The following is a 23222-nucleotide window of genomic DNA, read 5'->3' as shown; positions in this document are numbered from 1 at the left end:
TCCTTCAATGTAAAAATAAAACGCCTCAGAGATGAGGCGTAGATACTCACATCTACTCATCTCCCAAAGCTATACGCTTTGCAGGAATTAGCACCATTTTCATAAAACATGACGGTTGCCGGGTTTCATAGGGCCAGTCCCTCCACCGCTCTTGATGAGTTTTGATTTACGATTTTAAATTGTTAAAATAATTATATATTCATTAATTGATGATGTCAATAACGTGAAAGGTATTTTCCATCGTTCCTTGTATCAACAACTGTTTAATTATAAATAGATTAAAATAATCCAATTTGCAGCTTTTATTTAGCATATTTTGCAATTATAATTGAACTTAGAGGTGAAAAAAATGTATGATGCAATAATAATAGGTGGAGGACCTGCAGGATCCACATTAGGAAGAAAGCTGTCTAAAGAAGGATATAAGGCATTGTTGATAGAAAAGCATGTTTTTCCAAGGTACAAAGCCTGCGGTGGCGGAATAACGAAAAGGTGTTATAAGTTATTAGATATTGATATAAGCCAATATGTAGAAGATATTACCAATGAAATTGTCTTTAAATTTCCAAACGGCAAACAGACTGTTTTACAAACCGATGAACCTATAATATATCAGGTAGACAGGGTTAAATTTGACAAATATTTGATCGATATGGCAGCTTATTACGGGTGTGAAATACATGATGGGGAAACATTTTATGACTTTTATGATAATGGAAAAAGTCTTGTTGTGATGACAGACAAAGGCGAATATGAAACGAAGATTTTAGTAGGTGCAGATGGGATAAACAGCAACGTGGCTTATAAAACAAGATTAATAAACGGTAAAAAAGGTATAGCGCTTGAAGGTGAAGTATATGTCGATAATAGCTTAATAGATGGATTAAAAGGAAAAGTTGTGGTGGATTTTAATGCGATAAAATATGGATATGGATGGGTATTTCCTAAAGGTGATAGATTGTCTATTGGTGTCGGGACTTTTTTAAATAAAATTTCAAATATAAAGGAAATACTGTCTAAAATGATAGAGGGAAATGTGGACGAAAATATAAAAGACTGTAAAATTTACGGTCATCAATTGTCGTTTCCTGATGGAAGCGATGGGGTATTTAATGATGATAAAGTAATACTAATTGGAGATGCTACAAGGCTTGCCGATCCATTTACAGGTGAAGGGATATACAATGCTTTGCTTACTGCAGACATCTCTTTTGACGTTATAAAAAAGCATTTCGATGGAGAATGTGGATTGAATGAATACACTCTTAGACTCAATAGAGAAATTGTGCCAGATATCGGTTGGGCATACAGATTAGCGCAATTCACATACAATAATATGGACTTCATAGAGAAATCTGTAAGGCATTTTCCTAATGTGCTATCATACTTTGTAGATATAATGATGGGTGATAATACATATAAGAATTTTAAGGTAAAGGTTCCAATGTATTCACTGCGTATAATGAACTCTAAGACGAAAATCAAAGTAGAATGAGATGATATCATAAAATAATTGACTTTCATGTTCAGTTAAATTAAACTATGTATAGGTAATACCCCTTATGAGTATAGAAAGGAGAGTTTAAACATGAGTTTATTTGGTCCAAAAGGTGAAACTGTGACGATCGATGTAAGAGGTATGTCGTGCAATCATTGCAAAATGACTGTAGAAAAAGCATTAAAAGGCCTTGATGGAGTGTCAAAAGCGACAGTAGACTTAGATAAGGCCAATGTCACCGTAACATACGATCCTAAAAAAGTTACTATAGATGACATGAAAAAAGCGATAATTGATGCAGGATATGAAGCTTAATATTTTTTATTATATGATTAATTAACCGCTAATGCGGTTATTTTTTTATGTTTAATGTATAATAAAATTGAAAAATGTTGTTTACAAAAAGCTTCATTTGATATATAATAAATACATAAAATCCAATCGGAATAGTATATTTTAAAAGGAGAGGATACAATGTCAAAGATTGCAAAAAATCTTACGGATTTAATAGGCAATACGCCGCTATTAGAATTGTCAAACTACAATAAAGAAAATAACATTGAAGCAAGGCTTATAGCAAAATTAGAGTATTTTAATCCGTTAAGCAGTGTAAAGGACAGAATCGGATATGCTATGATAAAGGATGCAGAAGAAAAAGGGCTTATAAATAAAGACACTGTTATAATTGAGCCAACAAGCGGCAATACAGGAATAGCATTGGCTTTTGTTGCAGCGGCTAAAAAATACAGATTAATATTGACTATGCCTGAAACCATGAGCATTGAAAGAAGAAATTTGCTTAAAGCGCTTGGCGCTGAAATAGTGTTGACACCTGGTCCAGAAGGCATGTCTGGAGCTGTGAGAAAAGCTGAAGAGTTGGCTAAACAGTATGGCAATGCATTTATACCGCAACAGTTTAAAAATCCCGTCAATCCAGAGATACACAGAAAGACGACAGCAGAAGAAATATGGAGAGACACTGATGGCAATGTAGATATATTTGTTGCAGGCATTGGCACAGGTGGGACAATAACAGGTGTTGGTGAAGTTTTAAAATCAAGAAAACCTGATGTAAAGATTGTAGCAGTTGAGCCTGCTGATTCTCCAGTTTTATCTGGTGGAAAACCTGGCCCGCATAAGATACAAGGAATAGGAGCTGGATTTGTGCCTGATGTTTTGAATAGAGAGATCATTGATGAAATATACCAAGTCAAGAACAATGAAGCATTTGAAACTTCAAGGGCATTGGCAAAATCTGAAGGCTTATTAGTTGGCATATCATCAGGTGCAGCCGCATTTGCAGCGACTCAGATTGCAAAGAGGCCAGAAAACAAAGGCAAGACGATAGTCGTATTGCTTCCTGATACAGGGGAAAGATACCTTTCCACATCATTGTACCAAGATTGAACAAAATACTTTAACATAGAGGAATAAAATGGTATAATACCCTGACTTTTACAGCAAAACTCAAAAATCTAAATGAGAACTTTTGGGCTTTCTGATTTTGCCAATAATGCAAGACAATGTCAAGGTTGTAAATGATGGAGTATGCTCAATATTAGCTGTAATTTTTATAACTATCTTTAGGATAGAAAAGTAAACAAACTATAAATCAAAGTATGGTTTACACATGAACCATACTTTATTATTTTTGTTTTACAGTTAAAATGATATAATATATTAAGAATACATCGGCAATTATTTAGGTTGGGTGATATTAAAATATAGAGATGTGATGAGTGTGGATAAGAAAACCGTTGTCAATATACTTAATGAAATAGGGCTTTTATTAGAATTAAAGGGTGAAAATCCTTTTAAGTCGAGAGCGTATTATAATGCTGCTCGTACAATAGAAGTCCTTGATGACGATATTGAAAAATTAATAAAAGAAGATAGATTAAAAGATGTAAAGGGTATAGGTGATGCGATTAATAAAAAGCTTACTGAGCTTGTTACTACAGGTAGACTTGAATACTACGAAAATCTTAAAGCATCAATACCTGAGGGCCTCATTGAGATGTTAAAAATACCAGGTCTTGGACCTAAAAAGATAAAAACATTGTATGACAAACTTGATATAAAGACGGTTGGTGAGCTGGAATATGCCTGTATTGAAAATAGACTTGTAGAATTGCCGGGATTTGGTGAAAAGACGCAGAAAAAAATCTTGGAAGGCATACAATTTATAAAACAGTTTAGTGGTAAGCATCTATTTATGGATGCATATATAGAGGCTACATCATTAAAACAATACCTTGTTGATAGTGGATTGACAATAAGATGCGAGATTGCTGGAAGTTTAAGGCGAAGAAAAGAGATAGTTAAGGACATAGATGTTCTTGCTACCACAGAAAGCCCTGAGAAGCTTATGGATGTATTTACAAAATATGAAGGTATAAGGGATATTGTAGCTAAGGGTGAAACTAAGACCAGCATAACATTGAGATCTGGCATAAATGTAGACTTAAGGGTTGTCAAAGATGAAGAATTTCCATATGCATTGCACCATTTTACAGGCAGCAAAGAGCATAATACAGCTATGAGGCATAGGGCAAAGCAAATGGGAATAAAGATGAACGAATATGGTCTATTTAAAGATGAACTGCCTATTAAATGCCGTGATGAAGAAGAGATATTTAATAGTCTCAATTTATCGTATATTCCTCCAGAACTTCGTGAAAATATGGGTGAAATTGAAGCAGCGGAAAAAGGGCTACTTCCAGTATTAATAGAGGAAAAAGACATCAAAGGGGTTTTTCATGTACATACGATATACAGCGATGGTGCAAATACACTTTTTGAGATGGTGAATGCGGCAAGAGATCGCGGTTATAAAATCATTGGTATCACAGATCACAGTAAATCTGCATTTTATGCGAATGGACTTAAAGAAGAAGATGTTTTAAGGCAATTGGATGAAATAGATGAATTGAATAGCAAATACAGTGATATAAAGATATTAAAAGGCATAGAATCTGATATATTAAGAGATGGCTCTCTTGATTATGACGAAGATATATTGAGAAGATTTGACTTTGTCATCGCATCTGTTCATTCCAACTTTAAAATGAACAAAGACGACATGACAGAGAGAATAATAAAAGCTATAAAAAATAGATACACAAAAATCATTGGACACATGACAGGGAGACTCCTCCTTGCAAGAGATGGTTATGACATCGATGTGTATAAAGTTATAGATAGTGCTGCTGAATATGGCAAAATAATTGAAATAAATTCGAGCCCTTATAGACTGGATATTGATTGGAGATACATAAAATATGCAAAAGAAAAAGGTGTAAAATTTGCAATCTGTCCAGATGCACATAGGATAGAAGGGCTTGATGATGTAAAATATGGTATAGGCATTGCTCGTAAAGGCTGGCTTGAAGCGAAAGATGTGATAAATACGTATGATTTTGATGAATTAAAAATGGTTTTAAAATAAAATTCCAAGAAAACATATTGACATTAATGATTTAAAGTGTTAATATAAATAAAAATAAAATAGAATATGAAACCTCTTATCAAGAGTGGTGGAGGGACTGGCCCGATGAAACCCGGCAACCGGCATATATTATGCGTTTGGTGCCAAATCCTGCAGGGAAACCTGAGAGATGAGAGGAGCGGCGTAAATTTAGCCCTCTTCTACATCGAAGAGGGCTTTTTAATATTCTAAAAAAGTGAAGAGGGGTGAATTGTAAAGAAAGAGCATTTCAATTTTTTAAAATTAAATTAAAATAGAGGAGAGATTTAGATGAGTGAAGAAAGAAAGTTAAAATTTGACACATTGCAGGTACATGCGGGGCAAGAACCAGATCCAACTACAGGTGCAGTGGCAGTGCCAATTTATCAAACATCGTCGTATATATTTAAAGATACTGAACATGCCGCTTCTTTATTTAGCCTTAAAGAACCAGGTAATATTTACACACGAATTATGAATCCAACTAATGATGTATTTGAAAAGAGAATAGCAGCCTTAGAAGGCGGTGTTGGTGCTGTTGCGACAGCTTCTGGCTCTGCTGCTATAACATACGCTATTTTAAATATAGCAGGTGCAGGCGATGAAATAGTATCTGCCAGCACATTATACGGTGGAACATACAATCTATTTGCTTTGACACTGCCTAAACTTGGCATTAAAACGACGTTTGTAGATCCAGATGATCCAGAAAATTTTAGAAGTGCAATAACAGACAGAACAAAGGCATTGTATATAGAGACAATAGGAAATCCCGGGATAAATATACCTGATTTCGAGGCTATAGCGAAAATAGCCCATGAGAATAAAATACCACTTATCGTAGACAATACATTTGCAACGCCATATCTCTTCCGTCCGTTTGAATACGGAGCAGATATAGTAGTACATTCAGCTACAAAATTTATAGGAGGCCACGGGACGTCAATAGGCGGAGTAATAGTAGATTCAGGAAAATTTGATTGGGCAGGAAGCGGAAGATTCCCTGAATTTGTAGAACCAGATTCCAGCTACCATGGACTTAAATACGTTGAATCATTTGGACCGGCCGCATATATTACAAAGTTAAGGGTACAGCTTTTAAGAGATACTGGTGCATCATTAAGCCCGTTCAATGCATTTTTGTTTTTACAAGGATTGGAAACTTTGTCATTAAGAGTCCAAAGGCATGTAGAAAATGCACAAAAAGTAGCAGAATTCTTGGCAAAAAATCCAAATGTGACGTGGGTAAACTATCCCGGGCTTAAAGAAAACAAATACCATGAACTTGCAAAGAAATACTTGCCGAAAGGTGCTGGAGCGATATTGACATTTGGAATAAAAGGTGGAATAAATGCTGGAATCAAATTCATAAACAGCCTTGAATTATTCTCATTGCTGGCTAATGTTGGTGACGCAAAGTCTTTGGTAATTCATCCAGCAAGCACGACACATTCCCAATTAAGTGAGGAAGAATTGGCATTAGCAGGTGTAACTCCTGACCAAATAAGACTTTCGATAGGCATAGAAGACATCGACGACATATTGTATGACCTTGACCAAGCACTTAAAAAAGCAGCAGAATAAATATTATAGAGCTTTCTTCACAATAGAAGAGGGCTCTTGATATTTTTTAGCAAAATAGATATTTTTCACAAGATCTTCACATTTTTAAGGTAATATTAAAATATAAAATTGTAAAGGAGAGATTAATTATGAGTTTAGTAAAACGCATATCTAATATTTTTAGAGCTAAAGCAAATGACATAGTAGAAAAGATGGAGGATCCTGAAGACACTTTAAATTACTCATTAGTAGAGATGAGAGAAAATTTATCTAAAATAAAAAAATCTATGATAGATGTGGCAACATTAAAGAAAAAATTAGAAAATGAATTAAGCGGCATCAATATTAAAATATCAGAATACGGCAAAAATGCTGAATTAGCTTTAGAAAGCGGTAGAGAGGATTTAGCAAAAGCGTCAATACAAAATAAAAATGATTTAATAGAAAAAAAGACAAACCTTGAATCACAGATAAAAAGCATAGAGGAGCAGCTTAAGAATATAGAAAAAAGTAAGGAACAAATGGAAGACAATTTAATAAAATTACAGAGCAAAAAAGAAGAACTTATCACTATGAAAAAAGTATCGGATGCACAGGTAATGATAAAAGAAACGCTGACAGGTATTGCAAATGATACAAGTGATTTAGGTGAAAGAATAAGAAATGCAGAAGAAAAAATTAAAGAAAAATATGCAAAATCACAAGCCATTGATTATATGGTTGATGCAGGCATGCTTGATAACATATTAGATGATGAAGATAATGTAGAAAAAGAATTAAAAGAAATTGAAAAGCAAAAAAGAGCTGAAGAAGAATTTGAAGAACTTAAAAAGAGAGTAGCTGCAAAGAATCAAGCAATTAAGGAGTGAGCTATAGTGGGATGCGGCGGAAGAGGTTTTTATAGGTTCTTTGACTTAATTGATGATTTTGGATGCTGTGGAAATAGAGGATTCTACCATGAAAGACATTACGAATACGACAAATACGATGAAATGATAGCTGTAATAGATAGATTGTACGCAGAGGGTAAAATAGATACTGAATACTACCAAAGATTGAGGAAAGAAGCTGCTATTGGCAATCTAACGATGGACGATTTAATGAGAATTGAGATTAATAGCCAAAAGAAATTAAGCCGTGAATACAAAGATATAGATCCAGAATTAAACAAATATTATGATAAGTTGAATCGAATTGATAAGGCCAAAGAAGAATCAGAGAAGATAAAAAATGATTTATTATCAGAGATTGAGAATTTGAAAAGAAGATCTGAAAGATTAGAGAAAGCTGCAGAAACGATGATTTCTGTAGACGAGGCTTCAACAAAAGATTATATTAAAGAAAAAATAGAAATTGAGAGTAGAATATCGACTCTTGAAAAGAGAAAACAAGATCTTGAAAAAGATATTTCTGACATAGATGAACTTAAAAATGAGTTAAACCTTAAAATCCTTGAATTAAAATCATTAAAGCAAAGAGACATGCTAAATGACTTAAAATTTGATATAAAGGATATGAATAAATAAATAGAACTCTAAAAGGGTTCTATTTATTATTGCAATATAGGGAAATATATTGTATAATCTAATTGATAATGAATTTCAAAATCAAAGAATTGTAAAAATAAGTTTACATTTCTTATTGCTTTATTGAATTCATAAAAAACTTATGTATAAGGGGTGCTTAAATGTCTTTAAACGAAAACGAACTTACACTATCTCATGAATTTGAAGGATCAAAAAAGAAAAAATCTGCTATTTTATTACTACTTGCAACAATAGGTCCTGGGCTTACTGTCATGTTAGCAGATACTGATGCAGGATCTATTATAACATCGGCGCAATCTGGTGCAAGATGGGGTTATAGTTTGTTGTGGCTGCAATTTTTACTTATCCCGATTTTGTATTTTGTGCAGGAGCTTACAACGCGTATTGGAATAACAACTGGTAAAGGGCATGGTGAATTGATCAAAGAAAAGTTTGGTGCAGGTTGGGCATGGTTCTCAGTTTTAACACTTGTGGTTTCTGCTATAGGTGCTTTAGTCACAGAATTTTCCGGCATTGCCAGCGTTGGCTTATTGTTTGGCATACCGAAGTGGATAAGCATATCACTTGCATCAATCTCCTTAATATTAATAACAGGCTTTGGACGTTATACTATTGTTGAACGCATAGCTATATTTATTGGACTATTTGAACTAAGCTTTATACCAGCGGTTGTACTTGCACATCCCGATACTTCGTCAATAATAAATGGGATTATCGGACAGAAGCCTTTCTACGATGAATCTTATAGGCTTCTTATAGCAGCAAATGTTGGAGCGGTAATAATGCCTTGGATGATATTTTACCAACAAGGCGCTGTGATAGACAAAAAATTAACAGAAAAATCCATAAGGTTTAGCCGAATTGACACTGCTGCCGGCTCAGTTGTGACTCAGGTAATCATGGCGGTTGTACTTGTATTAACGGCTGCTACTATTGGACGGATAAATCCAAATGTTTCACTTACGAATATTCAGCAGATTGCTGATTCACTTATACCATTTGTAGGTCAGGTTGGTGGCAAAATCTTATTTTCAGCAGGTATTATCGGTGCTTCCTTGATAGCAGCTGTCGTTGTTTCATTGGCAACTTCATGGTCGTTAGGTGAAGTTATGGATTTTAAGCGAAGCCTTAATTCATCGTGGAAAGAAGCTCCAATATTTTATGGATTATATGCTGCAGGCATTATTGTTTCCGCCATTATCGTTTTATCAGGAGTACCCCTTGTAACATTGACAATTTCGGTTGAAATAATGAATTCGTTGCTTTTGCCAATTGTCCTTGGTTTTTTGATAGCACTGGGATGGAAGGCATTACCTGAAAAATATAAATTAAAAAATTGGGAAAAAATCGTGCTTGCGATAATATACGTACTTGTATGTTCTTTAGGAATTCTTACATTGTTTCAGATATGATTTTAAATATGAATTAACTGTGTAAAAAAGGAGCCATTTGGCTCCTAAATTACTTTTGCTGTTCATTGATTTCGTTCTTTAGCGCATTTGTGCATGCATTTAACATATTTTGCGCATCTTTTTCATCTATATTTCCACCCATCATATTTTGCACATCTTTTGCTGTCAGTCCTTTCATGTAGTTGTACATGGCACTATAGTTGAAATTTGAACCCATCATGTTAAACCCATAGCCGTTATTAATTGTATCGGCTTTTGCTCTTAATGCAGTTATTTGCGTAAATGCTATAGCACCTATTATTAGCACGCCTGCGAATATAGCTATAACTTTCTTTCTCATTTAAGATTCCTCCTTGTTTTTTATTGTGATTTTATTATACAATGCAATTATAAAGATCTTATGAAGATTGAGAAACTTTTTATAGAACTTTTTTATTTCACATATCGACTTTTTTATTTGCCTGCAATTATAAGTTTCATTATGTCAAGAGCCAGGTTTTCTTCTTTGAGTATTTTAAATCCTGAAATCTTCAAATTTTTTACAGTATCTCTATTTATGTTTGCACCCCATGTGTTTACTGTAAGAGGATTGAGTATATCCATTAGTGTACCTAAGATTAGTTTTTTGCTTCTTACGTGCTCAAGCATAAAAAGCTTCCCATCATTTTTTAATACTCTTTTAAGTTCTTTTAATCCTTTTATAGGATCCGGCACAGAACAAAACACACAGCTTGTTACGACAGCATCAAATGTATTATCATTAAACTCAAGGCTTTCTATATCCATTACTCTAATATCGACATCTTTGCCATATCTTTTGGCTTTATCTTTTGCTATTTCTACCATTTTAGGTGAAAAATCAATACCATAAATATTTTTACCTTCAGGATAATATAAAATATTACTGCCAGTGCCAATACCTGCTTCAAGTATAGTGTTTCCTGAAACCTCGGACCAAAGCATATTTCTCCACCTTTTACCACCTGAAGACTCCATAAGGCTTTCCATCAGATCATAATATTTTGCAATTCTTTCATATCTTCTTTTAATAATTTCAGTTCTATTCGTTGAGCTTCCCATATTGAATCAACTCCTTCATGCAATATTATACCTAAATCTATTTTTCTGATAAATCTGTTAAAATAAATGTGAACTTTTTTAAAATTTATGCGTTATATTTATGAGAGGTGGGCATGTGATGGATGAGAGCAAACTTATAAATGATGCAAAAAACGGCGATAAATATGCATTAAATCTGCTTATAACTGAAAATTATAATATTGTTCTTGGATATTGCATTAAAATGACGGGGAATATGTCACTTGCCCAGGACATAGCACAGGAGGCTATGTTGAAAGCTGTATTAAATATTAATAAGTTTACACCGGATTTTAAATTTTCTTCTTGGTTAATAAGGATTGCCATCAATATTTACAAAGATTTTTTAAGAAAAAACAAAATAGCTGAATGTATAGATGATATAGATATATTTTCTGAAAGTAATGTAGAAGATGACATTATAAACAAGGTCCATTATAAGGAAGTTATGAAAATATTGTTAAACCTTCCATATGAAAAAAGGGCGGTATTTATATTGAAACACTATTATGGATATAAATACGAAGAAATTTCTAAAATAATGAATTGTCCAGTTGGAACGGTGCGTTCAAGGTTGCACTACTGCATTAAGTATATTATGAATGAGATGGAAAGAAGGAAATGGATATGAAGAAATATCATAATGATATAGACCCTAAGCTTATAGATTCTTTTTATAATGAGTCAGATAATAAAAACATAGATAATGATGCATTTAATAAACTCAACAAAATTTCAGATATGTTTGATATTTTTAATGAACCTAACGTAAAAATTAATGCATTTGAATTTATCCAAAAAGCTAATGAAATACGTAATAAAAAAAGAAATAGAAAAGAGCTTGCAATCTTCATGCTTGTTTCAATTACGTTTATAGCATTTTTGATTTTAGTTGCATTTAAAGATTTTAAGTTAATAATCATTTGTCAAATTATAATTTATTTATCTTTGCCGTTAACTGTTGTGCCGTTATTAAAATTTAGAGAGGAGTAGAGGCTAAAATGAAGTATCTATTATTTGTTCTATTGATTATATTACTTGTATTACAGGCGACATGGATATTTATAGATGCAAAAAAAAGAGGCGAAAAATATTATTGGCTTTGGGGGTTGTTTGGACTTTTAAATGTGCCATCATCGTTAATAATCTATATTTTGGTGACCCGCTATGAAGTTTCCAAATGTTCGAAATGCGGTGCGTTGATAAAAAAAAGTTACAAGTATTGTCCATACTGCGGCAATATGTTAAAGACTTCATTATGTCCGCATTGTGGCAGGGAGATTAAAGATGAATGGGTATATTGCCCTAATTGCTCAAAAAAATTGAGGGAGGAATAAATTATGTATGATAATTTAAGTACATCTGAAATAATAAGACTTTTTGCTCCATTAATAATTATTCAATTAGGTCTTATGATTTTCTCAATATATCGTCTTACAAAGGATAAAGTCAGATTTTTGCCGAAATGGGCCTGGCTTATAATTATAGTGCTTGGAGAAATTTTAGGACCACTTATGTTTCTCATCATCGGAAGGGAAAAAGAGTAGACAATTTGTCAATCGATCTATCTATCCATCATATTATTCTGATTCCCAATGCAAATAGGTGAAGAATATTTGATCACAATGAATGTAGAAGTTATAAATTGATTAGAGAGGAATGTTTTTTATATGATTGAAGTAAATAATTTAACTAAAAGCTATGGAAATAACACAGTTTTGAAACAAATATCTTTCAAAATCGATAGAGGCTCAATTTATGGTTTTTTAGGGAAAAATGGTGCTGGTAAGACAACAACAATGAATATTCTTACAGGTTTTACCAGATATGATAGTGGCGAAATATATATTGATGGTCTAAAATTTAGTGAAAATAAAAGAAAACTATTAAAAAAAATCGGTTATCTGCCTGAAAATCCCGAGTTTTATAACTATATGAACTCAGAAGAATACTTAAACTTCATAGGTGAATTAAGCAATATGAAAAGCAAAGATAAACGTATTGAGACCATTCTTGAAAGTGTAAATCTAAAATATGCAAAAAAAAAGAAAATTGGGGAATATTCGAGGGGTATGAAGCAGAGACTTGGTATAGCTGCAGCATTGTTGAATGATCCAGAGATAATATTTCTCGATGAACCAACATCTGCACTTGACCCAGAAGGCAGAATTGAAGTATTGGAAATAATAGCTGAATTGAAAAAGCGAGGGAAAACAGTGTTTTTATCAACACATATTTTAAATGATGTTGAAAGAGTTTGTGATTATATAAGTATACTGGATAAAGGTGAAATCATCATATCTCAAAATCTGAATGAGCTTAAAAAGAAATATATCCAGCCTATTTATGACATTGAATTTGAAAATCCATGTGGTGATTTAAGTAATAGATTTGCTGATATAAAGTGGATTGATAGCATAAGAATAAATAAAAATACTGTAAGTATATATGTAAATGACATTTATGAAGCAAAGACAAAACTGATAAGAGAAATCGCAAAACTTGATAATCCTGTAATCTCATATAAAATCCGTGAAGCAAGTTTAGAAGATATATTTATAAGGATGGTGAAGCAAAATGCCAACATTTAATGCATATTTTAAGAAGGAAATAATTGAGTCAATAAGACAATATAAATACCTTATTCTTGCCATTGGTATAATACTTTTTGCGATGCTCGACCCTATCATGTTAAAGATGTTACCATTGATGCTTAAGAATAAGATTCCAGGTGATATCAGTGCATTAATAAAAATAAACTTTAGTACTGCTATTCAAAACTATATAAAGGATTTAAGCCAAATATCTTTTCTAATCGTAATATTGACATTGATGGGGATATTAAGTGATGAGATATCATCGCATAAATTACTTTTTCCATATTCAAAGGGCTTGAATCCTGCTGCAATGGTCGCATCAAAAATATTGCATTATTCAATTGTATTGATAATATTCATATTTTTGGGATTTTCCATTAACTATTATTATGCAGATACCTTATTTAAAGATAATACAATACCTTTTAGTAAAATCATGTTTTCTGCAACATTGATATCACTTTTTTATATCTATACAGTAATATTGCTTACATTTTTGAGCAGTCTTTTTAAGAAATCAATCGTTGCAGCTGTCGCATTGTTGATTATAAATTTTGCGGCTTCAGCACTAATGAATATTGAAAAATTATCCGTATATATACCAAATAAGCTTATTGCATTAGCAAGTACATTTAATACATCAGATATTATAAAACCGCTAATATCTACTTTAATGTTAAGCATAGTATTTTATATCATTTCTATAATTAGAATGAACAAAATTGAAATGTAAAAAATCATTGTTTGCCTCCCAAACAAAATAGTTGTATCGTTTAGTAAAAGCAATACCGATGTTGATGGTATAGTGTATTAATGTGATAAACTGATAAGTAGGAAAATTTTAATAAAATTAAGTGTTAAAAGAAAGCGTTGTATATACGCTTTCTTTTAACACTAAAAATAGACTATTTTTTATCTTGACCTGAATGTGGTACATTCAGTTTCTGCGCTGGTCTTTGCTGTCGGGGTCTTTGGATTTACTTCGATTGATTGTGCATGGCATCTCATATCTTTCCAATATGTGCATGTGTTAACACCACATTTTACTACGCTTTCTGCATTCATAAAGAACACCTCCAATTGATTTTAATCAAAAATTATTATTTGCATAAAGGATGTAGTTATACATAAGCTTGTGAAAAAGCGTTAAAATAATATTGACATAAACATATCGGAATTATATAATAAAATTGCAATACCCATAAGGGGTATAATATGTTTAAAAGAGGAGAATGGATGAAAATGCATATTCGCTTTTTATATTTCGAAGGATGTCCTAACTCAGAACCAGCATTAAAAATGTTAAAAGAGGTTTTATCAGAAAAAAATATTAAAGATGATATAGACATAGTAAAGATAGAGTCTGAAGAAGACGCATATAGATATAAATTTTTAGGTTCACCGTCAATTCATATCAATGGAGAAGACATCGAAAAAGAGAGAAGGAATGATGAACCTCTTTATGGATGCAGAGTGTATAAAGTGAATGGACATAATTCCGGTGTGCCACCGAAAGAAATGATTTCAAAAGCTATTGATGAGGCATTGGCAATATAATTTAAGGAGATGATTTATATGCCTGAAAAAGCTACTTTAAAAATTACTGGCATGACTTGTGCATCTTGTGCCGCTCACATAGAAAAAGGTCTTAAAAATTTAGAAGGAATTGATGAAGCCAATGTCAACTTGGCTGTGGAAAAGGCAACAGTTGTATACGACCCGACTAAAGTTAATATTGATGATATGACGAAAAAAATTGAAGATTTAGGGTATGGTGTAGTAAGGGACAAAGCAGATCTTGTATTGATTGGTATGTCATGTGCTTCATGCGCTACTAAAATAGAAAAGACTTTGAATAAATTGCCCGGTGTATATAAAGCCAACGTTAATTTTGCTACAGAGGAGGCATCTGTAGAATATAATTCAGACGCAATAAGTGTAGAACAGATGGCAAAAGCTATAAGAGACATCGGCTATGATGCGAAAGAAAAAAAAGATAATGCATTAGACTATGAAAAGGATGAGAGAGATGCCGAGATAAAAAGGACAAAAACCATGGTGATTATATCTTCGATTTTGACTTTCCCACTTCTTCTGGCTATGATATTAAAAGTTTTTAAATTGCCTGCAGGAATTTTGGAGGTTCCGTGGTTTCAAATACTTTTAGCAACGCCAGTTCAATTTATTATTGGATATAGATATTACAAAGGTGCTTGGCATAATTTAAAAAATATGTCAGCTAACATGGATACATTGGTGGCTCTTGGCACGTCTGCTGCATACTTCTATAGCTTGTACAATGTTTTTACTAAGCCTATGTCAGAGGTACACAATTATTTATATTTTGAAGCGTCGGCTGTTGTAATCACTCTTATTACATTGGGGAAAATGCTTGAAGCTATAGCGAAAGGCAAAACATCTGAAGCAATAAAAAAACTTATGGGACTTCAGGCGAAAACTGCAAGAGTCATAAGAAACGGAGAAGAAATAGACATACCTATTGAAGAAGTAAAAGTCGGAGATGTAGTTATAGTAAGGCCGGGTGAAAAAATACCTGTAGACGGTGTAATTGTAGAAGGAAGTTCTGCTATAGATGAATCTATGATAACAGGAGAGTCTATTCCTGTTGATAAAAATGTCAATGACGAAGTAATAGGTGCTACAATAAATAAAACGGGCACATTTAAGTTTAAAGCGACTAAGGTTGGGAAAGATACTGTCTTATCACAGATAATAAAGATGGTTGAGGATGCACAGGGCTCAAAAGCGCCTATCCAAGAGATTGCCGATAAAGTGTCAGGAGTTTTTGTACCTGTGGTTATAGGAATAGCAGTAATCACATTTTTGATATGGTATCTTGTTTTAGGAAATCTTAATGCAGGTGTAATAAGTGCTGTATCTGTGCTTGTAATTGCATGTCCTTGTGCATTAGGCCTTGCAACACCAACCTCTGTTATGGTAGGTACAGGCAAAGGAGCAGAAAATGGCATACTTATAAAAGGTGGGGAATATTTGCAAAAAGCAAAAGAGATTAATGCTATTGTATTAGACAAAACTGGTACTATTACAAAAGGAGAACCAGTAGTCACTGATGTCATTTCGTTCAGCCAATTGAAAGAGGATGATTTGCTGTATATTGCTGGAATAGCTGAAAAAAATTCTGAGCATCCGCTTGGTAAAGCAATTGTGAATAAATCAAAGGAAAAATGCGAAAAATTGCCAGATCCGAGCAAATTTGAGACTATACCAGGCTACGGTATTTGTGCTATAATTAACGAAAAAGAATATTATATTGGCAATAGAAGGTTGATGGATAGGCAAAGTGTAGATATATCTGACATAAAACATTATTTAGAAGATCTTGAGAGCGAAGGCAAAACCGTTATGATTTTATCATCTGAAGGCAAAGTTTTGGGTGTAATAGCGGTTGCGGATGTGCCTAAGGAAGATTCAGCAAAGGCTATACAAGAATTAAAAGCTTTAAACATAGATGTATACATGATAACTGGTGACAACGCAAAAACTGCTGAGGCCATTGCAAAGCAAGTAGGTATTGCACACGTGTTAGCAGAAGTTTTGCCAGAAAAAAAGGCGGAAGAAGTCATAAAATTACAAAAACAGGGTAAAATAGTTGCAATGGTTGGAGATGGGATAAATGACGCTCCAGCATTAGCACAGTCAGATTTAGGTATTGCTATAGGCACAGGGACAGACGTGGCTATAGAAACATCAGACATTACACTTATAAGTGGCAGTCTCATGAGTTTGGTGACAGCCATAAAATTAAGCAGAGCTACTATGAGAAATATCTACCAGAATCTGTTTTGGGCTTTTATTTACAACACGATAGGAATACCATTTGCTGCAGCAGGTCTTTTGAATCCAGCTATTGCAGGGGGTGCAATGGCATTTAGCTCAGTATCAGTTGTATCAAACGCCTTAAGGCTGAGGAGGTTCAGATCAGCTAATTAGTGAGGTGAGTTATATGGAATGCCCAAATTGCAAAAGCACTAATGTGGGCAAGATAGGCAATAACCTATATTTTTGTAGGGATTGCAATTGTGAGATTAAGATTAAGAAATGTACGGCTGTTGTTAGTGTTTATGACTCTGAGGGCTGCATTAGTAAAAGATTTAAAGTATGTTACAATGTTTGATGAAGGCTTACAGGCCTTCTATTTTTTTGTCTTTTTTATGTTTAAAAAAAGTGTTATACTCTTAAATGGAAAACAAAATGGAATTAAACATGATAATAGTTGATAAAATATTACTGAATGAAGGTTTCCTGTAAATACATGTAGGGAGTTGATATATTGGAAAAGATTGTAGAAACATTAAGGAAAGTGGTTTCGGATGAGAATATATATATAAATGAACCTATGTCAAGGCATACATCTTTTAGGATTGGTGGTCCGGCGGACGTACTGATTATACCTCAAAGCGTGGATGAACTGATAAAAGTTATGGGCTTAATAAAAGCTGAAAATATTCCTTATTTTATACTTGGCAACGGAACAAATATCATAGTCTCAGATAAGGGAATAAGGGGCGTGGTGGTAAAACTGACTGCTATTAGGAAAATTTCTGTAGACGGTGAGATAATTGTGTCGGAGGCTGGTGCATTGCTTTCAGTAATTGCCAATACTGCTCTTGACAATGAGCTTACAGGCTTTGAATTTGCCAGCGGGATACCAGGCACATTAGGTGGTGCTATAACTATGAATGCTGGTGCTTACGGCCCTGAAATAAAAGATGTAGTTGAAAAAGTAGAGGTTATCGATAAAGATGGTTCTATATATGAAGTGAAAAATGGCAATATGAGGTTTGGATATAGAAGCAGTTTAATACAGTCAGATAATCTGATTGCAATAAGAGCGTGGATTCACTTAAAAAAAGGGAATTATAAGGATATAAAGGCAAAAATGGATGAATTGAATGGATTAAGGAAAATGAAGCAACCATTGGAATATCCAAGCGCTGGAAGTGTATTTAAAAGGCCAGAAGGATTTTATGCAGGGAAATTGATTCAGGATGCTGGACTTCAAGGGTATGCAATCGGTGGTGCACAAGTGTCTGAAAAACATTGTGGTTTTATAATAAATAGAGGCAATGCGACTGCAGACGACGTTTTAAATCTAATCGCACATATAAAGAGAACAGTCAAAGATAAATTTGGCGTAGATCTGGAGACGGAAGTAAAAATAATTGGTGAAAGGTAATTCGATGATGGAAATTTTTGCTGATTATCACACACACACTGTATTTAGCCATGGAAAAGGTACAATCGAAGACAATGTAAAAGCTGCGATACAAAAAGGACTTAAAGAAATTGCTATCACTGATCATGGACCGAGGCATATATTTTTTGGCATAAGAAGTCGCAATTACAGGAAAATAAGAGACGAAATAGATAGAGTGAACGATAAATTTCCTGATATAAAGGTTTTAATGGGAGTAGAAGCAAATCTTATAAGTTTAAATGGTGATATTGATGTCGATGATGAGCTTTTAAAATATATAGATATACTGCTTATGGGTTATCACACAGGTGTTTCGCCATTTGATTTCTATAACCTTGTCAATTTGTTTGGGAAAAATGCAGCCAGCAAATATTTTATATCTTTAAAACCAGTCGTTAGAGAACAGAACACAGATGCGATGATAAAAGCCATAAATAAATACGATATAAATATAATTACACATCCTGGAGCAAAAGTCGATATAGATACTAAAAGACTTGCTTTGGCGGCTAAAGCAAGAGGAACGGCTCTTGAGATAAACTCAAGCCACGGATACATGACTGTAGAATACGTAAAAATAGCAAAATCTGTTGGTGCAAAATTCGTAATTGACAGCGATGCACATACACCATCGAGAGTTGGCGATTTTGCGAGAGGAATCGAAATTGCGAAAAAAGCAGGACTTACAACAAATGATATAATAAATGCTAAGGAGTGATACAAATGAGATTTGTGATAATTACCGGTCTTTCGGGCGCCGGGAAAAGCCAAGCATTGAAATCTATGGAGGACATCGGATTCTTTTGCATTGACAATTTTCCTCCAGCATTGATACCGAAGTTGGCTGATCTCTTTTATGGTTCTAAAGACATAGATAAAGTGGCGCTCGGTATGGATCTTAGAGGTGGACAACTATTTAAAGATATTTTTTCTGCTATAGACTATTTAAAGAAAAATAAGTACGATTATGAAATAATCTTTTTGGAGGCTTCAGATGAAGCTTTGATAAAGAGATTTAAGGAAACAAGGAGACGACATCCACTTACAGATGGCGGATCAATAATAAACGGAATAAAAGACGAAAGGCAAAAACTTGCGGAAATAAGAAAAATGGCAAACAGCATCATTGACACGACGAATTTAACTGCAGCTCAGCTTAAACAGGAATTGTACAATATTTTCATCGAAGGAAGAAAATTCAAAGGTTTAATCGTAAATGTAATGTCATTTGGATTTAAATACGGTATACCACTTGATGCCGATCTTGTATTCGATGTGAGGTTTTTGCCGAATCCTTATTATATAGATGAACTTAGACCACTTACAGGAAATGATAAAAAAGTAATGGATTATGTCATGAAGTGGGAAGAAGCAAAACAATTTTTAAATAAGTTGGAAGACATGATAGAGTTTTTACTGCCATTTTATATAAGGGAAGGCAAATCACAGCTTGTAATAGCTGTTGGGTGCACAGGCGGTAAGCATAGATCTGTGACTATTGCAAATGCACTGTACGATCTGCTTAGAAAAAGGGATTACACAGCTATAATAAATCATAGGGATATTAGAGAAGAATAACCGATATTTTCCTTTATATGACTTATTGCAAAGGGGTTGCTTGTATGAAGAATTTTGCTTACTTAAATGGACCAAAAGTCGTGGTTATTGGTGGTGGTACAGGATTATCAACAATGCTTAGAGGACTTAAGAAGTACACCCATAACATTACTGCAATCGTAACAGTTGCAGATGATGGAGGAGGTTCTGGTGTATTAAGAGAGGATTTAGGCATGTTGCCGCCTGGTGATATAAGAAACTGTATACTGGCGTTAGCAAATACTGAACCTACAATGGAAAAGCTTTTACAATACAGGTTTACTGATGGTATGCTTAAAGGGCAAAGCTTTGGAAATCTTTTTTTAGCTGCTATGAATGGCATATCAAATAGTTTTGAAGAAGCTGTAAAGAAAATGAGTGAAGTTTTAGCTGTGTCAGGAAAGGTTTTGCCTGTCACATTGGATGATGTCAAACTAAAAGCTAAGTTAAAAAACGGTATAGTCATAGATGGAGAGTCTTTAATACCGAAACTTCAAATGAAAGAAAAAAGCCCGATAGAAAGAATATTTTTGGAGCCGAAAGATGCAAAACCAGTAAAAGAAGCCTTAACAGATATCATGGATGCTGATGAAATTATATTAGGCCCTGGGAGTTTATACACCAGTATAATACCAAATCTATTAGTCAATGATGTGTGTGAAGCAATAGAAGATTCAAAAGCAATTAAGGTATATGTGTGCAATATAATGACACAGCCTGGTGAGACAATTGGCTACGATGCCAATGCACACGTTGATGCGCTTTTTCTGCATGGGTTAAAATCTCTTGACTATGTCATCGTAAATAATGGTGAAATTCCTTATGAGTACAAAGATAGATATAAAGAAGACATGTCGCAACCTGTAAGTTATGATGTAGAAAGCTTTAAGCAAAAGGGAATAAAAGTCATCGAAAAAGATGTGTTAGCAATAAGAAACAATTATATAAGACATGATGAGCAAAAGCTTGCAGAGATACTAATGGGACTACTTGAGTGATTTATTCAAGGTCCTTTTTTTTAACAATAAAAATGATAATAAATTTATTCTTATAAAAAGGGTATGAATAGAGTTTGAAAATTATTAAATACTTCACGCATTAAAATTTGATTGACATTATTGACATTCTTTAGTAAAGATAATATAATATTACTCAAAGGAAAACCGGTTGCGCAAATTTTTTGCACATTCATTTCGTTACAGCAATCTCAAACTATTTTGTTCTAATTTCAGTAAATAAACGATTTTGAAAGGAGGTCAATTGTAGGACAATACGTTAATTTAAATTTGTTTCAATTCAAAAAATAATGGGAGCATTCCTGTAATAAAAAAATATAAGATTTGAAATAAAAAGTACCTCCTGATAAAATACAAGATGTCGATTGTTCATGAACACGACTCTCAAATAACAAGGAGGTACCTAATATGAAGTATAACCAAAATTTAAAGATATTGCAAATAACAGAAAAGACATTAATTGTAGGTGTAGACATTGCTAAAGAGACACATCACGCTAGAGCTTTTGATTTTAGAGGAATAGAATACGGTAAGCGTATTGAATTTAGCAATGACATTGATGGAATGGAAAGATTCTTTAAATGGGCTGCAGAGATTATGAATAAAAGCAACAAAGAGCATTTAATGGTTGGCATGGAACCAACAGGCCATTATTGGCTCTGCTTTGCACAGTTTCTTAAAGATAAGAACCATAAGGTGGTGCTGGTAAATCCATTCCACGTAAAAAGAAGTAAGGAATTTGATGATAACTCGCCAACTAAAAATGACAGAAAAGACCCTAAGACAATTGCAATGCTAGTTAAAGATGGAAGATATGTTGAACCTAATATACCTGAGGGTATATACAGCGAGCTTAGAATTGCAGTGGACATAAGGGAAATGCTTACAAAAGACTTAAATAAGATAAAGAACCGGGTTGCAAGATGGCTTGATATATACTTTCCTGAGTTTAATAAAGTTTTTGCAGATTGGGAAGGGAAAGCGGCACTGATAACATTGAAAGAATTTCCAACGCCTGCAAAGATATTAGGTATTGGAGCCAAAGAAATACTTGCAGCCTGGAAGAAGGAAGTTAACCGTGCTGTAGGTATAAAGAGGGCTTTAAAGCTTATAGAAGCTGCCAGTCGAAGTGTGGGTAAAAGAGATGGCATTGAGATGGCAGAGATAGAGATAAAAATTATACTTGAACAGTACGAAATGCTAGTAAAGCAGTTTAAAGAAATAGAAAGCAAAATAGAAGAGCTTTTTATGCAAGTATCTGATGCTAGTGAAATGCTAGGTATAAAAGGTGTAGGAGTAATAACAGCAGCAACATTTATTGCTGAAGTTAGCGATATAACAAGATATGAGCATCCAAAACAAATCCAGAAGCTTGCGGGTTACAATCTGGTTGAGAATAGTTCAGGGCAGCATAAAGGGCAAACCACCATAAGCAAAAGAGGAAGAAGGCGGCTAAGAAGTACTTTATACAAAATGATGATGCCCATACTTGCAAACAATAAAGAATTTCAGGAATTGCACAAATACTACACCACAAGAAAAGAAAACCCGCTAAAAAAGAAACAGTCCATGATAGTTTTATGCTGCAAGCTAATTAGAGTATTTTTTGTCATACTGAAAAAAGGAGTAAAATACAACGGAAATAAGATGTTAAGAGACATAAAAAGACCAGAGATTAGGAATGCTGCATAAATTGCACCGCCGTGGTGATGATACACCGCAGTCACTCGTCAGTCAAGGGCAAGGACCACGTCTCAGCTTTGCTGCGTTTCACTTCACAAAGCTGACCCTTGACAGCCTCGCTCCTGCGATGGTTTGGATAATTAAGCGGTGCCAAAAATAAAGCAAATAAAGATTTAAAACTCAATTTAAAAATTCGAAGATTGACAAAGAGAGCCGGAATTGTCAGGTTGGTAATTTTACCATAAGGGCATAAGACCCAGCATGGGAGCATAATTGACATCCACCTCATGTAAGGCAGAACGAAGGAATTAAGGACAAAGATCCTGTGAGACATGGGAGGGTATGCCACATGAGCTTAAGTGGAATCCATAGGCCAAAATATGGAAAGAACAATAGAAGCTTATTTGGGTTACATATCACATGTCAAATTCATGAATAAATAGCATTGATATACATGAGGGCTTCTTTGAAGATCGTGAGAATCTGAGAATGAGTGAGATATTAAAA

The 23222-nt window shown here is 33.8% G+C and carries 25 protein-coding genes and 2 riboswitches; of the genes, 22 read left to right on the top strand and 3 right to left on the bottom strand.

All coding sequences use genetic code 11. The features are described from left to right. Positions 1 to 53: 53 nt before the first annotated feature. Positions 54 to 161, bottom strand: a riboswitch (SAM riboswitch). A 188-nt stretch (positions 162 to 349) separates the two neighbouring features. The 8 genes from GSH73_RS09740 (at position 350) to GSH73_RS09705 (ending at position 9486) form a co-directional block, all read left to right on the top strand. Next, positions 350 to 1495 (top strand): geranylgeranyl reductase family protein, encoded by a 1146-nt coding sequence (locus tag GSH73_RS09740; RefSeq protein WP_014758203.1) that lies wholly within the window; start codon positions 350 to 352, stop codon positions 1493 to 1495. A gap of 93 nt (positions 1496 to 1588) precedes the next feature. Next, positions 1589 to 1813, top strand: a complete 225-nt coding sequence (gene copZ / locus GSH73_RS09735) for a copper chaperone CopZ (protein WP_014758204.1) — start codon at positions 1589 to 1591, stop codon at positions 1811 to 1813. 159 nt (positions 1814 to 1972) lie between these two features. After that, on the top strand, positions 1973 to 2905 hold the full coding sequence (gene cysK, locus GSH73_RS09730) for a cysteine synthase A (RefSeq protein ID WP_014758205.1): 933 nt from the start codon (positions 1973 to 1975) through the stop codon (positions 2903 to 2905). A 334-nt stretch (positions 2906 to 3239) separates the two neighbouring features. After that, positions 3240 to 4946, top strand: coding sequence for a DNA polymerase/3'-5' exonuclease PolX (gene polX, locus GSH73_RS09725; RefSeq protein WP_038068557.1), 1707 nt, complete (start codon positions 3240 to 3242; stop codon positions 4944 to 4946). A gap of 73 nt (positions 4947 to 5019) precedes the next feature. After that, positions 5020 to 5122, top strand: a riboswitch (SAM riboswitch). Between the two features lie 133 nt (positions 5123 to 5255). Beyond that, the gene (locus GSH73_RS09720) at positions 5256 to 6548 is read left to right on the top strand and encodes a homocysteine synthase (protein WP_014758207.1); all 1293 of its coding nucleotides are present in this window, start codon (positions 5256 to 5258) and stop codon (positions 6546 to 6548) included. Positions 6549 to 6676: 128 nt separating this feature from the next. Beyond that, positions 6677 to 7396, top strand: coding sequence for a PspA/IM30 family protein (locus GSH73_RS09715; RefSeq protein ID WP_014758208.1), 720 nt, complete (start codon positions 6677 to 6679; stop codon positions 7394 to 7396). Between the two features lie 6 nt (positions 7397 to 7402). Further along, complete coding sequence (locus tag GSH73_RS09710) at positions 7403 to 8053, top strand: coiled-coil domain-containing protein (RefSeq protein ID WP_014758209.1); 651 nt, start codon at positions 7403 to 7405, stop codon at positions 8051 to 8053. Between the two features lie 161 nt (positions 8054 to 8214). Next, on the top strand, positions 8215 to 9486 hold the full coding sequence (locus GSH73_RS09705) for an Nramp family divalent metal transporter (protein WP_014758210.1): 1272 nt from the start codon (positions 8215 to 8217) through the stop codon (positions 9484 to 9486). 49 nt (positions 9487 to 9535) lie between these two features. On the opposite strand, the gene GSH73_RS09700 is transcribed toward GSH73_RS09705, so the two are convergent. After that, positions 9536 to 9826, bottom strand: coding sequence for a hypothetical protein (locus GSH73_RS09700; protein ID WP_014758211.1), 291 nt, complete (start codon positions 9824 to 9826; stop codon positions 9536 to 9538). Positions 9827 to 9939: 113 nt separating this feature from the next. Then, a complete protein-coding gene (locus tag GSH73_RS09695) occupies positions 9940 to 10566 on the bottom strand; it encodes a class I SAM-dependent methyltransferase (RefSeq protein ID WP_014758212.1) in 627 nt (208 codons plus the stop codon). Between the two features lie 118 nt (positions 10567 to 10684). Here GSH73_RS09695 and sigY point away from each other — a divergent pair, with 118 nt between their 5' ends. From sigY to GSH73_RS09665, 6 genes are all read left to right on the top strand, one after another. Beyond that, a complete protein-coding gene (sigY, locus tag GSH73_RS09690) occupies positions 10685 to 11215 on the top strand; it encodes an RNA polymerase sigma factor SigY (RefSeq protein WP_014758213.1) in 531 nt (176 codons plus the stop codon). After that, positions 11212 to 11577: a DUF5345 family protein gene (locus GSH73_RS09685; RefSeq protein WP_014758214.1), complete on the top strand. Its 366-nt coding sequence runs from the start codon at positions 11212 to 11214 to the stop codon at positions 11575 to 11577. The genes sigY and GSH73_RS09685 overlap by 4 nt, the downstream gene beginning before the upstream one ends. An 8-nt stretch (positions 11578 to 11585) precedes the next feature. Further along, complete coding sequence (locus GSH73_RS09680; RefSeq protein WP_014758215.1) at positions 11586 to 11921, top strand: zinc ribbon domain-containing protein; 336 nt, start codon at positions 11586 to 11588, stop codon at positions 11919 to 11921. 3 nt (positions 11922 to 11924) lie between these two features. Next, entirely contained in the window at positions 11925 to 12131 is a 207-nt protein-coding gene (locus GSH73_RS09675) for a PLD nuclease N-terminal domain-containing protein (RefSeq protein WP_014758216.1), read from the top strand. 123 nt (positions 12132 to 12254) lie between these two features. Next, a complete protein-coding gene (locus tag GSH73_RS09670) occupies positions 12255 to 13175 on the top strand; it encodes an ABC transporter ATP-binding protein (protein ID WP_038068542.1) in 921 nt (306 codons plus the stop codon). Then, positions 13162 to 13914, top strand: coding sequence for an ABC transporter permease (locus GSH73_RS09665; RefSeq protein ID WP_014758217.1), 753 nt, complete (start codon positions 13162 to 13164; stop codon positions 13912 to 13914). Before GSH73_RS09670 ends, GSH73_RS09665 begins: the two co-directional genes overlap by 14 nt. A 179-nt stretch (positions 13915 to 14093) precedes the next feature. On the opposite strand, the gene GSH73_RS09655 is transcribed toward GSH73_RS09665, so the two are convergent. Next, positions 14094 to 14246, bottom strand: a complete 153-nt coding sequence (locus GSH73_RS09655) for a DUF1540 domain-containing protein (protein WP_014758218.1) — start codon at positions 14244 to 14246, stop codon at positions 14094 to 14096. 171 nt (positions 14247 to 14417) lie between these two features. On the opposite strand from GSH73_RS09655, the gene GSH73_RS09650 reads away from it, so the two are divergent. From GSH73_RS09650 to GSH73_RS09620, 8 genes are all read left to right on the top strand, one after another. Further along, positions 14418 to 14738, top strand: coding sequence for a DF family (seleno)protein (locus GSH73_RS09650; RefSeq protein ID WP_014758219.1), 321 nt, complete (start codon positions 14418 to 14420; stop codon positions 14736 to 14738). 18 nt (positions 14739 to 14756) lie between these two features. Then, complete coding sequence (locus tag GSH73_RS09645) at positions 14757 to 17153, top strand: heavy metal translocating P-type ATPase (RefSeq protein ID WP_014758220.1); 2397 nt, start codon at positions 14757 to 14759, stop codon at positions 17151 to 17153. A 13-nt stretch (positions 17154 to 17166) separates the two neighbouring features. Continuing rightward, entirely contained in the window at positions 17167 to 17337 is a 171-nt protein-coding gene (locus tag GSH73_RS13900) for a hypothetical protein (protein ID WP_013297276.1), read from the top strand. A gap of 156 nt (positions 17338 to 17493) precedes the next feature. Then, on the top strand, positions 17494 to 18399 hold the full coding sequence (gene murB / locus GSH73_RS09640) for a UDP-N-acetylmuramate dehydrogenase (RefSeq protein ID WP_014758221.1): 906 nt from the start codon (positions 17494 to 17496) through the stop codon (positions 18397 to 18399). 7 nt (positions 18400 to 18406) lie between these two features. Next, positions 18407 to 19138 carry a PHP domain-containing protein gene (locus tag GSH73_RS09635; RefSeq protein ID WP_038068549.1) on the top strand — a complete coding sequence of 244 codons (732 nt, stop codon included), beginning with the start codon at positions 18407 to 18409 and terminating at the stop codon, positions 19136 to 19138. Positions 19139 to 19143: 5 nt separating this feature from the next. Then, positions 19144 to 19998 (top strand): RNase adapter RapZ, encoded by an 855-nt coding sequence (gene rapZ, locus GSH73_RS09630; RefSeq protein ID WP_014758223.1) that lies wholly within the window; start codon positions 19144 to 19146, stop codon positions 19996 to 19998. Positions 19999 to 20042: 44 nt separating this feature from the next. Beyond that, a complete protein-coding gene (locus GSH73_RS09625; RefSeq protein WP_014758224.1) occupies positions 20043 to 21014 on the top strand; it encodes a YvcK family protein in 972 nt (323 codons plus the stop codon). A gap of 426 nt (positions 21015 to 21440) precedes the next feature. Further along, on the top strand, positions 21441 to 22724 hold the full coding sequence (locus GSH73_RS09620; protein WP_014757542.1) for an IS110 family RNA-guided transposase: 1284 nt from the start codon (positions 21441 to 21443) through the stop codon (positions 22722 to 22724). The last annotated feature ends 498 nt before the right edge of the window (positions 22725 to 23222 follow it).

Origin of the sequence: Thermoanaerobacterium aotearoense (genome assembly GCF_009905255.1) — a bacterium.
Taxonomy (GTDB): domain Bacteria; phylum Bacillota; class Thermoanaerobacteria; order Thermoanaerobacterales; family Thermoanaerobacteraceae; genus Thermoanaerobacterium; species Thermoanaerobacterium aotearoense.
The sequence above is the reverse complement of the archived record's forward strand: the minus strand, read 5'-3'. Positions and strand labels throughout refer to the sequence as shown.

Coding starts and splice junctions, on each gene's coding strand:
- GSH73_RS09625 (WP_014758224.1), top strand. CDS start 20,043: ATGAAGAATTTTGCTTACTTAAATGGACCAAAAGTCGTGGTTATTGGT.
- GSH73_RS09670 (WP_038068542.1), top strand. CDS start 12,255: ATGATTGAAGTAAATAATTTAACTAAAAGCTATGGAAATAACACAGTT.
- rapZ (WP_014758223.1), top strand. CDS start 19,144: ATGAGATTTGTGATAATTACCGGTCTTTCGGGCGCCGGGAAAAGCCAA.
- sigY (WP_014758213.1), top strand. CDS start 10,685: ATGGATGAGAGCAAACTTATAAATGATGCAAAAAACGGCGATAAATAT.
- GSH73_RS09740 (WP_014758203.1), top strand. CDS start 350: ATGTATGATGCAATAATAATAGGTGGAGGACCTGCAGGATCCACATTA.
- GSH73_RS09620 (WP_014757542.1), top strand. CDS start 21,441: ATGAAGTATAACCAAAATTTAAAGATATTGCAAATAACAGAAAAGACA.
- GSH73_RS09675 (WP_014758216.1), top strand. CDS start 11,925: ATGTATGATAATTTAAGTACATCTGAAATAATAAGACTTTTTGCTCCA.
- GSH73_RS09635 (WP_038068549.1), top strand. CDS start 18,407: ATGGAAATTTTTGCTGATTATCACACACACACTGTATTTAGCCATGGA.
- GSH73_RS09685 (WP_014758214.1), top strand. CDS start 11,212: ATGAAGAAATATCATAATGATATAGACCCTAAGCTTATAGATTCTTTT.
- GSH73_RS09650 (WP_014758219.1), top strand. CDS start 14,418: ATGAAAATGCATATTCGCTTTTTATATTTCGAAGGATGTCCTAACTCA.
- GSH73_RS09695 (WP_014758212.1), bottom strand. CDS start 10,566: ATGGGAAGCTCAACGAATAGAACTGAAATTATTAAAAGAAGATATGAA.
- GSH73_RS09645 (WP_014758220.1), top strand. CDS start 14,757: ATGCCTGAAAAAGCTACTTTAAAAATTACTGGCATGACTTGTGCATCT.
- GSH73_RS09655 (WP_014758218.1), bottom strand. CDS start 14,246: ATGAATGCAGAAAGCGTAGTAAAATGTGGTGTTAACACATGCACATAT.
- GSH73_RS09720 (WP_014758207.1), top strand. CDS start 5,256: ATGAGTGAAGAAAGAAAGTTAAAATTTGACACATTGCAGGTACATGCG.
- GSH73_RS09715 (WP_014758208.1), top strand. CDS start 6,677: ATGAGTTTAGTAAAACGCATATCTAATATTTTTAGAGCTAAAGCAAAT.
- cysK (WP_014758205.1), top strand. CDS start 1,973: ATGTCAAAGATTGCAAAAAATCTTACGGATTTAATAGGCAATACGCCG.
- GSH73_RS13900 (WP_013297276.1), top strand. CDS start 17,167: ATGGAATGCCCAAATTGCAAAAGCACTAATGTGGGCAAGATAGGCAAT.
- GSH73_RS09680 (WP_014758215.1), top strand. CDS start 11,586: ATGAAGTATCTATTATTTGTTCTATTGATTATATTACTTGTATTACAG.
- copZ (WP_014758204.1), top strand. CDS start 1,589: ATGAGTTTATTTGGTCCAAAAGGTGAAACTGTGACGATCGATGTAAGA.
- GSH73_RS09705 (WP_014758210.1), top strand. CDS start 8,215: ATGTCTTTAAACGAAAACGAACTTACACTATCTCATGAATTTGAAGGA.
- GSH73_RS09665 (WP_014758217.1), top strand. CDS start 13,162: ATGCCAACATTTAATGCATATTTTAAGAAGGAAATAATTGAGTCAATA.
- GSH73_RS09700 (WP_014758211.1), bottom strand. CDS start 9,826: ATGAGAAAGAAAGTTATAGCTATATTCGCAGGCGTGCTAATAATAGGT.